The sequence below is a fragment of the Chelativorans sp. Marseille-P2723 genome (genome assembly GCF_902809845.1).
In the GTDB taxonomy this organism is placed as follows: Bacteria; Pseudomonadota; Alphaproteobacteria; order Rhizobiales; family Rhizobiaceae; genus Chelativorans.
The window spans coordinates 1,165,767-1,180,220 of the sequence record NZ_CADDWI010000013.1; the positions used below are offsets into that span (position 1 = coordinate 1,165,767).

Annotated in this window: 12 protein-coding genes; 9 read left to right on the plus strand and 3 right to left on the minus strand. The window is 59.4% G+C overall.

The genetic code is table 11. The features are described from left to right. Window positions 1–168 precede the first annotated feature (168 nt). From HUS57_RS16855 to HUS57_RS16870, 4 genes are read left to right on the plus strand one after another with little or no spacing between them, the layout of a single operon-like run. Window positions 169–1,584 carry a mannose-1-phosphate guanylyltransferase/mannose-6-phosphate isomerase gene (locus HUS57_RS16855; RefSeq protein ID WP_173935022.1) on the plus strand — a complete coding sequence of 472 codons (1,416 nt, stop codon included), beginning with the start codon at window positions 169–171 and terminating at the stop codon, window positions 1,582–1,584. Between the two features lie 16 nt (window positions 1,585–1,600). After that, the gene (locus tag HUS57_RS16860) at window positions 1,601–2,878 is read left to right on the plus strand and encodes a glycosyltransferase (RefSeq protein WP_173935023.1); all 1,278 of its coding nucleotides are present in this window, start codon (window positions 1,601–1,603) and stop codon (window positions 2,876–2,878) included. Continuing rightward, complete coding sequence (locus HUS57_RS16865; protein ID WP_173935024.1) at window positions 2,878–3,711, plus strand: ABC transporter permease; 834 nt, start codon at window positions 2,878–2,880, stop codon at window positions 3,709–3,711. The genes HUS57_RS16860 and HUS57_RS16865 overlap by 1 nt, the downstream gene beginning before the upstream one ends. After that, complete coding sequence (locus HUS57_RS16870; protein ID WP_173935025.1) at window positions 3,708–4,439, plus strand: ATP-binding cassette domain-containing protein; 732 nt, start codon at window positions 3,708–3,710, stop codon at window positions 4,437–4,439. Before HUS57_RS16865 ends, HUS57_RS16870 begins: the two co-directional genes overlap by 4 nt. A gap of 66 nt (window positions 4,440–4,505) precedes the next feature. On the opposite strand, the gene HUS57_RS16875 is transcribed toward HUS57_RS16870, so the two are convergent. After that, window positions 4,506–5,609: a glycosyltransferase gene (locus tag HUS57_RS16875; protein ID WP_173935026.1), complete on the minus strand. Its 1,104-nt coding sequence runs from the start codon at window positions 5,607–5,609 to the stop codon at window positions 4,506–4,508. Between the two features lie 599 nt (window positions 5,610–6,208). Between HUS57_RS16875 and HUS57_RS16880 the strand changes: the two genes are divergently transcribed. The 5 genes from HUS57_RS16880 to HUS57_RS16900 all read left to right on the plus strand — a co-directional run bounded on the left by HUS57_RS16880 (window position 6,209) and on the right by HUS57_RS16900 (window position 11,723). Further along, window positions 6,209–6,541 carry a hypothetical protein gene (locus tag HUS57_RS16880; RefSeq protein ID WP_173935027.1) on the plus strand — a complete coding sequence of 111 codons (333 nt, stop codon included), beginning with the start codon at window positions 6,209–6,211 and terminating at the stop codon, window positions 6,539–6,541. A 165-nt stretch (window positions 6,542–6,706) separates the two neighbouring features. Beyond that, window positions 6,707–7,243 (plus strand): hypothetical protein, encoded by a 537-nt coding sequence (locus HUS57_RS16885; protein WP_173935028.1) that lies wholly within the window; start codon window positions 6,707–6,709, stop codon window positions 7,241–7,243. A 22-nt stretch (window positions 7,244–7,265) separates the two neighbouring features. Continuing rightward, complete coding sequence (locus HUS57_RS16890; RefSeq protein WP_173935246.1) at window positions 7,266–7,850, plus strand: amino acid synthesis family protein; 585 nt, start codon at window positions 7,266–7,268, stop codon at window positions 7,848–7,850. 53 nt (window positions 7,851–7,903) lie between these two features. Then, entirely contained in the window at window positions 7,904–9,985 is a 2,082-nt protein-coding gene (locus HUS57_RS16895) for a hydantoinase/oxoprolinase family protein (protein ID WP_173935029.1), read from the plus strand. Next, on the plus strand, window positions 9,972–11,723 hold the full coding sequence (locus HUS57_RS16900) for a hydantoinase B/oxoprolinase family protein (RefSeq protein WP_173935030.1): 1,752 nt from the start codon (window positions 9,972–9,974) through the stop codon (window positions 11,721–11,723). Before HUS57_RS16895 ends, HUS57_RS16900 begins: the two co-directional genes overlap by 14 nt. A gap of 145 nt (window positions 11,724–11,868) precedes the next feature. Here HUS57_RS16900 and rpsA read toward each other — a convergent pair whose 3' ends face one another. Together rpsA and cmk are read right to left on the minus strand one after the other, a co-directional pair. After that, the gene (rpsA, locus tag HUS57_RS16905; RefSeq protein WP_173935031.1) at window positions 11,869–13,581 is read right to left on the minus strand and encodes a 30S ribosomal protein S1; all 1,713 of its coding nucleotides are present in this window, start codon (window positions 13,579–13,581) and stop codon (window positions 11,869–11,871) included. Window positions 13,582–13,777: 196 nt separating this feature from the next. Continuing rightward, on the minus strand, window positions 13,778–14,425 hold the full coding sequence (cmk, locus tag HUS57_RS16910; RefSeq protein ID WP_173935032.1) for a (d)CMP kinase: 648 nt from the start codon (window positions 14,423–14,425) through the stop codon (window positions 13,778–13,780). Between the last annotated feature and the right edge of the window lie 29 nt (window positions 14,426–14,454).

Below are 14,454 nucleotides of genomic sequence, written 5' to 3' on the forward strand. Positions count from 1 at the left end.
TGCCGTATCGGTCAAAACATATGTTGATACGTCTTGACCGACCGTATTTCTGCCGTGTCTTGGAACGAGAACTCCGCACGTGGCGCGAGCAGAAGCGCGTGCGCCGGCAAGGTGGCGGGAATTTTTATGCGGCCATTGACTGGCCTTAAATACGGGGATCGGAATAAGATGCAGGTTCTTCCAGTCATTGTCAGCGGCGGGGCGGGCTCGCGCCTGTGGCCTCTGTCCCGCGAGATGCACCCCAAGCCGTTCATCCGCCTGCCTGACGGCACGACGCTGATAGGGCGCACCTATTCGCGTGCAGCGGCGCTGGAGGGTGTCGAACGCATCGTCACTGTCACGAATCGGGAATTGCTTTTCCTGACAGCAGATGCCTATGCGGAGGTCGAAGCGCCCAACTGCCACAACACATTCCTGCTGGAACCGTTCGGGCGCGACACGGCAGCCGCTATCGCGCTCGCCGCTCTGCACGCGGCCAGCAGTGGTGCTGGCGAAATGCCGCTTCTCGTCATGCCTGCAGACCACCTGATCCGCGACGAAGCTGCCTTCGCGAAAGCCGTGGAGCGGGCCGTCGTTCTGGCCGGACAGGGCCGGATCGTTACGTTTGGCATCCGGCCGGACCGGCCAGAGACAGGCTATGGCTATATCGAGGTTGAAGGTGAGGAGGTGCGTCGCTTCATCGAGAAGCCCGATGCCAAACATGCCGAAGAATATGTGGCAAGCGGCCGGACTTACTGGAACTCAGGCATGTTCTGCTTTGCAGCCGCGACCATGCTAGGAGCCATGCGCAAGCATTGTCCGGAAATTATTTCCGGCGCAGAGGCGGCCTATGCCCGCGCATTGAAGAGCGAGGCAGATAATCGCGTTTCCTACGAGGTGGAAAGCGAAGCTTTCGCAGCCACCCCAGCCATCTCCATCGACTATGCCGTGATGGAAAAAACCGATAACGTGGCCTGCGTCCCCGTCGAGTGCGGCTGGTCCGATATTGGCTCCTGGTCAGCAGTGTCAGAACTTGTCGAGCCGGACGAAGCCGGCAATCGCGTCACCGGCGAGGCACTGGTGGAGGGTGCGCGCAATTGCTTCGTTCATTCGGAGGACCGTCTCGTCGGACTGGTCGGCGTTTCCGACCTGCTCGTGGTCGATACGCCCGATGCGCTTCTCGTTGCCCATAAGGACAAAGCGCAGGAGGTGAAGAACCTTTACAACCGCCTGAAGGCAAACGGCAACGATGTAGCAAGGCTGCACCGCACTGCCCACCGTCCATGGGGCACCTACACGGTGCTGGAGGAAGGCGACCGCTTCAAGATCAAACGCATCGTCGTGAAGCCGGGCGGCCGCCTGAGCCTGCAGGCGCATCATCACCGGTCGGAACATTGGGTAGTGGTTAGCGGGACCGCGCTTGTGGTCAACGGCGACAAGGAAATGTTGGTGACGACGAACCAGTCGACCTACATCCCCGGTGGTCACCGGCACCGTTTGTCGAACCCCGGCATTCTGCCGCTGGTTCTCATAGAAGTGCAGAGCGGAGACTACCTCGGAGAAGACGACATCGTCCGTTTCGAAGATGTCTATGGGCGCAGCTAAACCAAGCGGAAGGGCCATGTTGAAAAAGACAGACAATCCAAATGGCGGGAAGCTGCTGATCGTCTCCAGCTACCGGCGCTCGTGCGGCATCGCTCAATATGTAGAGTTTCTGGAAGGGCCGCTGCGGGCACAGTCCGGATGGGATATCGAGATTGCGGCGCTTCCGGTCACCCTCTTGAGGGCGCAGTCCCCCTATGCACGCGAGGCTGCCGCCAGGGAAATGGCGGAAATCGTGCACCGGGCGAAAGGCGCGGACGTGGTCAATATCCAGCTTGAACCGGGCCTTTTCGGATTGACCCCCATGCGCATCTGGAAGCGTCTGGATGCTATCATCAAGGCGAGCAAGAAGGTGCTTCTGACCTATCACACCGTCCCCAGCATGCAGGCAGAAAGCCTCAGCCTTTCACTGCGGGGCCTTGCCGCCGCCATACGGTCTTACCGCGGCAACTATGTCTTCGACAGGCTTTTTCGCAGAATCCGGCAAGCGCCTCACAAGTTCCACCACATTGTGCAAACCGAGCGCGAGGCAAGGAACTTTGTCCTTATGGGGATTCCGGAAAACACGATCTCCCATATGCCTCTTGCTTTTTTGAGCAAGGAGGCAAAACAGAGCTTTGATTTTTCCTCCTGCCGGCAGGAAGTGGAGGGTCAGTATGGTCTCAAGAACAGCAAGATAATCGCCTGTTTTGGCTTCCTGAGCGAATATAAGGGCATTGAAGTTGCCATCCATGCGATGCGGCTTTTGCCGCCCGACTATCACCTTCTGATTGTCGGCGGACTTCATCCCGAAGGCTTGGCGACGCGTACGGTACACCAGCCATATATTCACCGCCTGGTCACTGAGCTTTATCCAAAGAATGTCCGGGGAGCCGAACAGGAGGAGGAACTCATTTCAGCTTCGCTGATGAAAAGCCTTCTTGACAGAGTGCATTTTTGCGGCGCGCTGGGTAACGATGACTTCAACAAGATCATGGCGGCTTGCGACGCGGTGGTCCTGCCCTATGCCGAGGTTGGGCAGACATCGTCCGGCCCGGCATCGCTCGCCCTTGACTTGCAGCGCCCACTCTACTGCTCGCGAACGCATTGCTTCCGCGAGTTGGACAATTACCAACCCGGAATCTTGAGCTTCTTCGAAATCGGCAATCACGTCGAACTGGCCGAGAAAATCATGCTGGGCGATGCGATGCGCGACGAACGCTCCGCCGCGCGCGCCGCCTATGTACAACGATACAATGTAGAAGCGCGTGCCGCGCTCTACATTGAGTCTGCGTCAAGAGTCATGCAGAGAGCCTAATGAATTCGCCGGAATTTGAGAAGAACCGCTGGCGCTGGATAGAGCGTAGCTTCAAAGACGACCTTGCCGCTCTGTTGAACCAACGCTCGCTGGCATGGCACCTCTACCTGGCACAGGTGGCGGAGCTCAGGAAGAATTCCGGGCTTGGTCTCATCGCCCCCTTCGCTTCGGTTCTGGTGCATGTGCTGGTGCTGGGCTCGGTCATGGGGCTGGTTTTTCAGGAGCCGCTCGATAAATTCCTGCCCTATTTTGCGATTTCCTTCTCCTTGTGGCAGGGGCTGGCGATCTATGTTTCGCAGAGCGCGCAGGCGAATGAGAAGATATCGCGCTATATTCCTTTCCCCAATATTTCAGGATACATGGTGCATTTGGTCAATGCATACGAATATGTCGTCACCATAATAATGAAATTTGCTGCCGCCTGCATTATAATACTTGCCGTCAATCCAACGGTGCTGCTGAATGCAGAATATATGGGTTTTTTTGTCGGCATTGTACTGATATCTGCTGTCTTGTTTTGTTGGAGCCTTCCCATCTCCTTTTTCTTTGACAAGATACGGCTTCTGCGTGCGTTTCTGCCTCAATTCTTGTTCGCGGTTTATCTTCTCACGCCCATTCTCTGGTACGCTGATCGGCTCAAGGAGCACCAGTGGGTGGCGGATTTCAATCCGGTCTTCCATCTCATTGAACTCGCACGCGCGCCGATCATCACCGGCACCTGGCCGGTCGCCTCCTATTTCGTTGCGCTGGGACTCATCGTTTTGGGCGTTCTTCTATCGTTTCTCGTTTATCCCGCCAATCGGGCGCTGGTCGTCTATCGGTGGGTAGCATGAACATTCATTCCGCTAGGGAGCAAAATAGCAGCAGCGGTGAAAAGGATATTGTCGTCCGGCTGTCTGATGTTTGCGTCGACATACCCTTGAGAGGATTCAAGAGTGTCAATGTCAATGCCGACCCGAGGATCCGCCGCCGCAAGAACGGTGAGTTGGTCCTGCGCGCCCTTGACAATATTTCCCTTGAAGTGCGTCGCGGCGAGAGGATCGGCATCATCGGCGGTAACGGAAACGGCAAGACCACGCTTCTTAAGCTGATCGGGGGAATGTTGCCGGCAGCTTCCGGCCGCGTTGAAGTCCGTGGCTCCATTCGCGCATTGCTTACGATCGGCGCCGGCACGTTCCCGGCGCTTACAGGCCGCCAGAACGCTCATCTGCGCTACTCGTTGCTCGGCATCAAGGGCATGACTCTGGACGAATATGTTGACAATGTCGCCGAGTTTGCGGCTCTGGGCGCGTTCTTTGACCTGCCCATGGGCACTTATTCTCCGGGAATGCAGAGCCGCCTTCAATTCGCCATGAGTACTGTGGAGCCGGCGGAAATACTGCTTCTTGACGAGTGGATGGGGGTTGCCGATCGAAACTTCCAGAAAAAGGCCCATGAGCGTCTGGTCAGCTACATCAGCAAGAACGAAGCGTTTCTGTTCGCTTCTCACAACGAGAAGCTCCTGGACCAGATGACGGACCGGAAAATCACACTCAAGCTGGGGCGCCTGGTGGAGCAGTAAGCTTTGCACCAGGTCTGTTCACAAATGCGCTCGGGCTTCAAAGGCCCAGTGGCTTCAACGGCACGGTTAAACTTTGCCGCGAGCAAGCGCCCTGTAAAGATCGAGATAGGCGGCGCACATCGTCTCGGCTCTGAATAGCTTTTCATACCGGATACGGGCATTGCGGCCCATCTGCCGCGCAGCCTCCTGATCTCCGGCCAGCCGGCGCATCGCTGCCGCCAGAGCCTCCGGGTCTGCCGGCGGAACTGTAAGTCCCGTTTCTCTGTCTACGTTCACATAGCTCGTGCCGGTTCCGATCTCGCAAGAGATCATGGGCTTGCCCGCACGGGCAGCCTCAACCAACGCCACGCCGAAAGCTTCCGAACGCAGGTGGGAAGGAAAGACGAAGGCGCGGCAGAGCGCAAGCAAGGCTTCCTTGTCTGCATCTGAGACGCTGCCCAGCAGGCGGACATTGGCAAGATTTCGCGCCTCGATCTCAGGACGGATTTCTCCTTCCCCCGCAATAACGAGGGGCAGTCCGGTACGCTCGGCTGCATCGAGGAGGAAGGGAAGGCCCTTGTAGTATCGAAGTGCGCCCACGAAGAGGAAGAAGTCCGCCCCCACACGTTGGCGCCATGCTGCTACGTCCGTTTTTGCTGGCGGGCTTTGCCTCTCCGCAAGTCCGATGGGCACGATCGAGATTTTCTTTCCGTAGCGCGTCAGAACACGGCTCGTCTCCGCATAGGCTGGAGAGGTGGCGACGATATGGTCCACGCCTTGGAGGAACCGGTGCATCAGCGGCTGATAGAAGGGCGCAAGGAGACGCTGTCGCACGATGTCGGAATGATAGGTAACGAGAGTGGGGCAGGCGGGGCGTTGAACAAGATGAAGAAGGTCCATCATCGGCCAGGGAAAATGATAGTGCACGATGTCCGCCCGCGCAGCGAGTGCACGGAACTTGCCGAAGAGCGAAAGCGACAGACCCGTTGAGGCCAGATAAAGATCGCGCCTTGCATGATGTACCGTATGGTGGCCAGCCGCAAATGGCTCGCGGCTTGGTTCGCCTGCCAGCGCAAGAACATCGGTTTCAACGCCGAGCGGGGCAAGGCCCTCAGCTATTTCCCAGATCACGCGCTCAATTCCGGTAAAACTCTCCGGAAGATAGGTCTTGAAAAGATGCAGGATTCTCACGCTTTCCCCGAACGGTTGTGAGGATCAGTTTTGCTTTTGTCCCGCCCCTGCATTGACCGTTATCGGCGGGATCAACCCGCTCCGCAAGCCCGGGAGATTTTCTTCAAAAATTTTCAAAGGCCTATTTGCGTATAATTGCGGAGCGGGGCCAAAACACGTGCAGATGATTGAAACGCCGCACTGAGAAGGGGCAATTCATGCACGAGGGGATGAACTGTGACGCACCGCAAGCAAGCTGCGCCGCGCCGCCGATCGCACGGGCGCCGCAACTTCCTGCAACGTGCAGAGACAATCCTTCCCAATCGTTTTCAGGAATCATCCGCAAATCAGCCAACTAACCTCTGCTGCGTTCGTCGCGCGCTCGTGGGCTCGATGTGAGCGGCCCCTCAGACTGCGCCGATGGCAAGAGAGTAGCCGGTCCTCCCGCCCCCCGGACCGGCTTGCCCAAGGTCCCGTTCCTGTCAAGCTTCGGCGTGACAGACGGGACCTTGGCGCTCACCTCCCGCGCATCGACGTGAACGGCCGGTCGGCGGACCCTATCGGAGCGGCCGTTCCCGCATATATGCTAGGGGGGCGGCAACAGTTTCGAGGGAGGTCTCATGAGCCAGATGAACGTTGCGCTTCTGACCTTCTCCAGCATCGTCTTTATCGCGGCGGCAAGCGCTGCCAAGAATTGGGCCATTTCCGGAAGTCGTCCGTTCTGGCTGCTTCTCACGCTGGCGCTATACACCTTGGGCAACCTCATCATGTTGCGCCTAATCCGCGACCTCGGAATGGGCATCGCCTTGAGCTTGTCTGCCGTATTGCAGCTGATTGCCGTTAACGCCGTGGCTCTGTTGGTTTTCGGAGAGCGCGTCACGCCTGTTCAGGGCGCGGGCCTCGTTCTGGCGGTGGTTTCTGTTGCCATGATTACGCTGCCGGCAGGGCGGTAAGTCTGACCGGAAGTCCTGCGTGCCGAAGCGCAGCCCGCTGACGAACAGCTTGACAACATCCGAAAACTGTCGCCGAATTAATTCGTGTACAAACGAATAATCACGGCGGTGGCACTTGGCGGTGCAGTTTGCGCCATAGTGCCTGGGAGCGTTGTCGGGAGGACAATGACATACAGGCGCAAGTACATGGATGAAGCGGCCGGCCCCTTAGGGGAGGCCGAACTGCCCGCAGTGCTGCCCTTCGGCAAGAGCCGGAGACCGCAGGAAGTAATGAGCTTCCGGGTGGAGGGGCGTAGTGCCCGCCTCATCCGGCTTGCGCATCCGCGCGCCACGTCACTCTTCCAAAGGGCATTCGGGTCCCGTACGGTCACGCTGACGCAGGTCGCGGGGCTCGCCACACTATTGCGCCATGGCGACCTGCCGCAGAATCACGTCGGTGTGCTTACTGCTATCGACGCTCCCACGCTGAGCCCGCTCCTGCGAAAGGGTGCAACTCGTGGGTCTTGCCGAGCTCATGCAGTCGCAAAAGGATCAGCGCGTCAATCTGCGACGGTTTACGCACACGGGTACGCAGTTCACCAGTCAGATACTGTGACTATTCCAAAGGGTGAGCCACGAGGTCCTGACGCCACTCAGACCGCGCGATCGCAGGCGTTTCGTAGAACTGCTGAAAATGATCACCTGAAAAAAATGATCGTCTGAATGAAGGCGGCTGGAGAGAATGATGCCCGAATTCCCGATACGCAAGATTGTGGTCACGGTAGAGGAAATCCTGCATGAAGGCGGCCCTCCGCCAAAGACGCCCCGCCGCCGCGGTGCCGTGCTGGCACTGGTGAAAAATCCCTATGCCGGGCGCTATGTCGAGGAACTCCAGCCCGGCATGGAGGATTTAAAGCCGCTTGGCCTGACGATGACCAAACGCCTCATCGCTGCGCTGGGCGGTGACAAGAAGGCCATCGATGCTTATGGCAAGGGCGTCATCGTGGGTTCGGCAGGCGAATTGGAGCATGGAGCGCTCTGGCACGCTCCCGGCGGATATGCGATGCGTGAGGAGCTGGGCGAAGCCCTCGCCATAGTACCTTCAGCCAAGAAGGTTGGCGGTATCGGTGCCCGAATAGACATTCCGATCGGGCACATCAACGCCGCGTATGTGCGCAGCCACTTCGACGCGATGGAAGTGGGCATTCCGGATGGCCCCCGGCCCGACGAACTGCTCCTGTGCCTGGCAATGGCATCGGGCCCGCGCGTGCATTCCCGAATGGGCGGGTTGGAAGCTTCGGACATCCAGGCTTTTGACGGGTTGCGGTGAAGCGCTGAAAAGCTCGCCGGCGCGGGCGGGACGATGATGTATAAAGGCCATCAATGACCGGCTTAGCAGATCACTCGCATGGCATTGTCGCCGGCATCGATGTGGGCGGCACCTTTACCGATCTCATCGTGCTCGACATGAAGAGGGGCGCGGTGAAGATCGGCAAGGTGCCGACCACTCCGGAGGACCAGTCGCAAGCGGTGCTGGATGCCCTGTCGGGCTCTGGTTACCGGCCATCCGAGATCGACCTCATCGTCCACGGCACAACGACAACGACCAACGCGTTGCTGGAACGCCGAATCGCGAAAGTCGGAATGATCACCACACGCGGCTTCCGCGACGTAATCGAGCTAGGCCGCCGTACCCGCCCGAATCCTTATGGGCTCTTCGGCACATTCATACCGCTCATTCCTCGCAATCTGCGTCTGGAGGTGGATGAGCGGATCGAGGCAAGCGGCCGCATCCGCACCCCGCTCGATGAGGAAGGGCTGAGAGCGGCAGCGCGAACGCTCATCGAGGCCGGATGCGAAGCGCTGGTGATCCATTTCATCCATGCCTACAGAAATCCGGTTCACGAAGATCGCGCTGAAGAAGTGCTGCGCGAAATCTGGCCGAACACGTTCATCACCACGGGCCATGCGCTCCTGTCGGAGGCGCGTGAATTTGAACGCGGGGTGACAGCGGCAGTGAACGCTGCGGTTCAGCCGATCCTTCAGCGTTATGTCGAGCGGATGGGCGGCGAATTGCGACGGGGAGGCTACGCACGCGACTTCTTGATAATGAACGGCAATGGCGGCACCACCTCCTCAAGCCTGGTTGCCCGCGAGGCGGCAAAAACGGTGATGTCCGGCCCGGCCTCCGGCGTCATCGCCGCAGCGCGTACCGCTGGACGCGCCGGCTACACCAATCTCATCACCTATGACATGGGCGGCACATCCACCGATGCCGCGCTTATCCGGGGCAGCAGGCCGCTGATCTCCAATGAGCTTGAGCTCGAATATGGCATGCCCATCCATGTGCCGATGGTGGAGGTGCATACGATTGGCGCGGGCGGCGGCTCGCTCGCCAAGGTCAACAGCGCCGGCCTTCTTGAAGTCGGGCCCCAGAGCGCGGGCTCCATGCCGGGCCCCATCTGCTATGGGCGCGGTGGCGACCAGCCGACCATTACGGACGCCAATCTGCTGCTGGGCAGGCTCGACCCCGCACGCCTTCTGTCGGTCGATGAAGAAGTGCCCCTTGCCACCGTTGAGGAAGTGTTCAGGGCGAATCTGGGAGACAGGCTTGGGCTTTCGGCAGTGGAGGCGGCCGGTGCCGTGCTCAAGATCGCCAACCTGAAGATGGCCGGAGCGATCCGCATGGTATCGGTGGCCAAAGGCAACAACCCGCGCGACTTCGTGCTTTATGCGTTCGGTGGCGCTGGTCCGCTTCATGCAGCGGCGATAGCGCGGGAACTCGGCGTTCCCCGCGTCATGGTTCCGCCGCGACCAGGTATCACGAACGCGCTCGGCTGTATCGTTGCCGATCTCCAGCAGGATTATGTCAATACGGTGAATACCGCTGTCCGGGACATCGATCCCGATCAGCTGAACGGCATCATAAAGATGCAGGTAGCGGCTGGCCTAGATGCCCTTGGCGAAGAATCGATCACGCCTGTTAAGATCCGCATCGAGCACAGCCTCGATATGCAGTTCGTGGGCCAGACGCACCTGATCCGCGTGCCGATTTCCGGCCTCGTCTCGAAGATGGACGACATACAGGCGCTTTTCGAGGAGGCCTATTACAGCCGTTTCCGCGTAAGGTTACCTGAAGTGCGGGCGAACGTCGTCAATGTGAACACCTCCGTCATCGGCGTCCGCCAGGAAGTTCCGCTCGATGATCTCATTCCGCGCGAAGGACGCGCTCCGACGCTCGACAAAGCCCTGCGCGAAAGGCGGCAGGTCTGGTTTGACGGCAAGTGGCTGGAGACGCCGGTCTACGATCGCGAGCGTTTGCCGCTTCACGCGCAGATTGTGGGTCCGGCCATTCTCGAACAGTTCGATGCGACCACAGTCATCCTTCCCGGCGACATTGCCGAGGGGGATGCGCTTGGCAATATCATGATCACCATCAAGAGCGTTGCCGATGAGCGGCATTGACCCGATCACCCTTTCCGTCATCCAGGCCAGCCTTCAGCAGGTCTGCGATGAGATGGACACAACTTTCTCTCGCGCGGCTTTCTCGCCCATCATCGCGGAGGCAGATGACCGTTCAGACGGCATCTATTCGGCAGAGGACGGATCGCTGATCGCGCAGGGTCTGAAAGGGCTGCCCGTGTTCGTCGGCACGATGCAGGCATCCACGCGCACCATCATTGAGTTCATCAGGGAAGGCCGCTGCCTGCCGCCGGAGGAAGGGGACATCTATATCGTCAACGATCCTTATCTTGGCGGGACGCATCTTATGGATGTGCGCTTTGCCATGCCCTTCTACCGGAATGGCAGGATTTTCTGCTGGCTTTCCAATATTGGCCACTGGCCGGACATTGGGGGTGCCGTTCCCGGCGGCTTTTCTGCATCCGCGATCTCGGTCGAACAGGAAGGGCTGCGGCTGCCGCCGGTCAAGCTGTTCAAGCGCGGGGTGATGGACAAGGAAATCTTCTCCATCATCACCTCCAATATCCGCGTGGCCGACCAGCGCATAGGCGATATTCGCGCGCAGACGGCAGCCCTCGAAGTGGGCAAGGAAAGGCTTGCGGCGCTGCTTGACCGCTATGGCGACCAGACGGTTCTGGAAGCTATCGCCGAGCTGCGTGCCCGTTCGGCAGAGCAGATGCGTTCTGCAATCTCCCGCATTGCGGAGGGAACCTATCGCGGCAAGGCTTTCATCGATTCGGACGGCGTTGTGAACGAGCCGCTTACAATCGCGCTTTCCGTCACCAAGACAAGCGACAACCGCCTCATTTTCGATTTCGAAGGTTCCAGCCCGCCATGCAAAGGGCCGATGAACAGCGTGCTGGCGACAACCCATTCTTCCGTCTACCTTGCCGTAAGGCATATTTTCCCCGAGATTCCATTAAGCGCAGGTGCCTTCGATCCTCTTGTGATCAAAAGGCCAGCCGGAACCTTCCTGGACGCTCAATATCCGCGGCCGGTCTCGGGTTGCGCTGCGGAAGTATCCCAACGGATTGCAGAGGCGGTGTTTGCGGCGCTGGTCCAGGCACTGCCGGAGGATGTTACAGCGGCGCCTGCCGGATCGAGCGGCAATTTCGCGCTTGGCGGCCACGATCCGGAGCGCGGGCGCGACTATGTGATGTACCAGATTTCCGGCGGCGGCTATGGCGGGAATGCGCGCGAGGACGGCCTCACCAATGGCTGCTCGACCATCGGCATTTCCAAGTCGCCTCCTGTGGAGATCACCGAGCAGGTTTTCCCGGTCCATTTTCTCGAATATTCCCTGCGTGAGGGTTCGGGCGGGGCAGGGCGGCAGCGTGGCGGCTTCGGGCTTATTTACGAGATCGAGCTGCTGCGCGGAGAGGCAATGGCCTCCTTTGTGATGGACCACGGCCGCTTCGGCCCGCAGGGTGCATTGGGCGGCGCAGACGGAAAGCCCGGCGAAATCATCGTGACCCGGGGCGGCCTTGCCCATCGGCCAGCCCATATCACCAAGGAACAGGACATCCCGCTTTCAGCAGGAGATCGCGTCCGGGTGGAGACACCCGGAGGGGGCGGCTATGGCCACGCATTGGAGCGCGATCCGCAGGCGGTTCTGCGCGACGTTCTGCTGGGATACTACACGCGTGAAGAGGCTGAGACGCTCTTTGCAGTCGCGATCTCGGACGCATCCGAAATCGATGAGGAGCGGACCGCAAGCCTGCGCGAGGTGAAGGCGGCGTAAGGCTCCTCGTGTCCGAGGGTGCGGCCCCTTCAGCATCTGCCTTGCTGCGCTCAGCAGATCCCGGGAAAATGACCTTTCGGCTCGAACAAAAAACCCCGCGCACCTAAATGCGCGGGGTTCCGATTGGTTACTGATGAGCGGGAGGCTATTCCTCCTTCGCCTCGTCGCTCTGCTTCTTCAGTGCGGCGCCCAGAATGTCGCCCAGAGATGCACCGGAATCTGTCGAACCGTATTGGGCAACAGCCTCCTTCTCCTCGGCGATTTCCAGCGCCTTGATGGACACGGCGATCTTGCGCGTCTTCTTGTCGAATTGCGTGACGCGGGCGTCCACCTTCTGGCCGACGGCAAAGCGTTCAGGGCGCTGCTCGTCGCGGTCGCGCGACAGGTCCGAGCGGCGGATAAAGGCATCCAGATCGTGGTCGACGAGTCGCACCTCAATGCCGCTATCCTTGACGGCGGTGACCTCGCAAGTGACAACCGCACCCTTGCGCAACTCGCCAGAGGCTACCGCTTCGCCTACCGCATCGCGGCCAAGTTGCTTGATGCCGAGCGAAATGCGCTCCTTCTCAATGTCGACATCGAGAACCTGCGCTTTCACCATATCACCGCGGTTGTACTCCTCGATCACCTGCTCGCCGGGGCGCGTCCAGTCGAGATCGGAAAGGTGGACCATGCCGTCGACATCGCCTTCCAGTCCAATGAACAGGCCGAACTCGGTCTTGTTCTTGACCTCGCCTTCGACTACCGACCCGACCGGATGGTCGCGGGCAAAAGCTTCCCACGGGTTCTCGAGCGTCTGCTTAAGGCCCAGCGAGATGCGGCGCTTGACTGGATCGACCTCCAGAACCACAACCTCGACTTCCTGTGTCGTGGACAGGATCTTGCCGGGGTGGACGTTCTTCTTGGTCCAGGACATCTCGGACACGTGAATGAGGCCCTCGATGCCAGGCTCCAGCTCCACGAAGGCACCATAATCGGTGATGTTGGTGACCCGGCCCGTAACCTTCTTGCCCAGCGGATACTTGCCGCCGATGCCTTCCCACGGATCGGCCTCAAGCTGCTTCATGCCAAGCGAGATGCGGTGCGTTTCCTGATTGATGCGGATGATCTGCACCTTCACAGTTTGCCCGATATTGAGGATTTCCGTGGGATGGTTGACGCGACGCCACGCCATGTCGGTGACGTGCAGCAGGCCATCGATGCCGCCAAGGTCCACGAATGCGCCGTAGTCGGTGATGTTCTTGACAACACCCTCGACCACCTGGCCCTCCTCGAGGTTCTGTACGATCTCCGAGCGCTGCTCGGCGCGGCTTTCCTCAAGCACGGTGCGGCGGGATACGACAATGTTGCCGCGGCGCTTGTCCATCTTGAGGATTTCGAAGGGCTGCGGGGTGTGCATGAGCGGGGAGACATCGCGAATCGGTCTGATGTCCACCTGGCTGCGCGGCAGAAAGGCAACGGCGCCGTCCAGATCGACGGTGAAGCCGCCCTTGACCTGATTGAAGATGACGCCCTCGACGCGCTCGCCCTTGCTGAATTTCTCTTCGAGCTTGATCCAGCTCTCTTCGCGGCGGGCCTTATCGCGGCTAAGCATGGCCTCGCCCAGCGCGTTCTCTACACGCTCGACATAGACCTCTACCTCGACGCCTGGCTTGAGTTCGCCGTCCTTGGCCTTGGCGCCGAATTCCTTCAGCGGCACCCGACCTTCCACTTTCAGGCCAACATCAATGATGGCCATGTCCTTTTCGATGGCGGTGACAACACCTTTTACCACTGAGCCTTCGACAAGGTCGCGCTCGGAAAAGGATTCTTCAAGAAGGCTCGCGAACTCCTCGCGAGAGGGGTTGAGTTGTGACATTGAATCTCCTGAAAAAACCCCGAAAACGGAGTAGAGCGCCGGCGGGTTGGTGTTGCGTTTCGTCTGCGATGCATCCGCCCTTTCGGGCCAAAGCCGCTAGCAGCGGCGGATCCGGCGCAAAGATGCAGGCAGACCGGTTCATGAAGAATGGCGAAAAACGCCTGCCGTTCTGAACGAAGACAGGACGTTGCTTCCGTCAGCCGTTCCCCTCAGCCAGCGCCTCTTTTACCATGGAGCAGGCAGTGGAAAACGCCGTTTCTATATCCATTTCGCTCGTGTCTAGCAAGAGCGCGTCGATTGCCGGACGAAGCGGGCTGTCCTTGCGGTTCATGTCGCGCGCATCCCGCCTTTCTATGTCAGCCAGGATCTCGTCGTAATCGGCAGTGCCGCCTGCATTGACGATCTCTTGCCAGCGGCGTTTCGCCCGAACGGGAGCACTCGCCGTCACATAGAGTTTAACTGCCGCATCGGGGCAGACGACGGTACCTATATCGCGACCATCGAGCACCGCACCAGGCGGCATCGCGGCAAATGCGCGCTGCTTCTCCACCAGTGCCCTGCGGACCGAGGGCATCAGAGCGATTTTTGAAGCCGCTTCGCCCACGCTGTGAGTCGAAAGCGATAGCGTGTCTAGGCTTGAAAGACTGAGCGTTCGGGCCGCTGTTTCGGCTGCCGCTATGTCATCCAGCGGGATCTGTGCATTCAGAAGTGCCTTGGCGACAGCGCGATAGGTGAGCCCGGTATCTAGGTGATTCAAGCCGAAATGATCCGCCAGCTTGCGCGCTAGCGTGCCCTTGCCGGAGGCGGCCGGACCGTCAATGGCAATAACGACGTGATCAGCCATCAGCCAGACTCCTCCAAGCGGGTGAAGGT

Excerpts from the sequence above, each read along its gene's own strand:
- HUS57_RS16880 (WP_173935027.1), top strand. The coding sequence starts at position 6,209 with ATGAGCCAGATGAACGTTGCGCTTCTGACCTTCTCCAGCATCGTCTTT.
- HUS57_RS16860 (WP_173935023.1), top strand. The coding sequence starts at position 1,601 with ATGTTGAAAAAGACAGACAATCCAAATGGCGGGAAGCTGCTGATCGTC.
- HUS57_RS16870 (WP_173935025.1), top strand. The coding sequence starts at position 3,708 with ATGAACATTCATTCCGCTAGGGAGCAAAATAGCAGCAGCGGTGAAAAG.
- HUS57_RS16855 (WP_173935022.1), top strand. The coding sequence starts at position 169 with ATGCAGGTTCTTCCAGTCATTGTCAGCGGCGGGGCGGGCTCGCGCCTG.
- HUS57_RS16900 (WP_173935030.1), top strand. The coding sequence starts at position 9,972 with ATGAGCGGCATTGACCCGATCACCCTTTCCGTCATCCAGGCCAGCCTT.
- HUS57_RS16865 (WP_173935024.1), top strand. The coding sequence starts at position 2,878 with ATGAATTCGCCGGAATTTGAGAAGAACCGCTGGCGCTGGATAGAGCGT.
- HUS57_RS16895 (WP_173935029.1), top strand. The coding sequence starts at position 7,904 with ATGACCGGCTTAGCAGATCACTCGCATGGCATTGTCGCCGGCATCGAT.
- cmk (WP_173935032.1), bottom strand. The coding sequence starts at position 14,425 with ATGGCTGATCACGTCGTTATTGCCATTGACGGTCCGGCCGCCTCCGGC.
- rpsA (WP_173935031.1), bottom strand. The coding sequence starts at position 13,581 with ATGTCACAACTCAACCCCTCTCGCGAGGAGTTCGCGAGCCTTCTTGAA.
- HUS57_RS16890 (WP_173935246.1), top strand. The coding sequence starts at position 7,266 with ATGCCCGAATTCCCGATACGCAAGATTGTGGTCACGGTAGAGGAAATC.
- HUS57_RS16885 (WP_173935028.1), top strand. The coding sequence starts at position 6,707 with ATGACATACAGGCGCAAGTACATGGATGAAGCGGCCGGCCCCTTAGGG.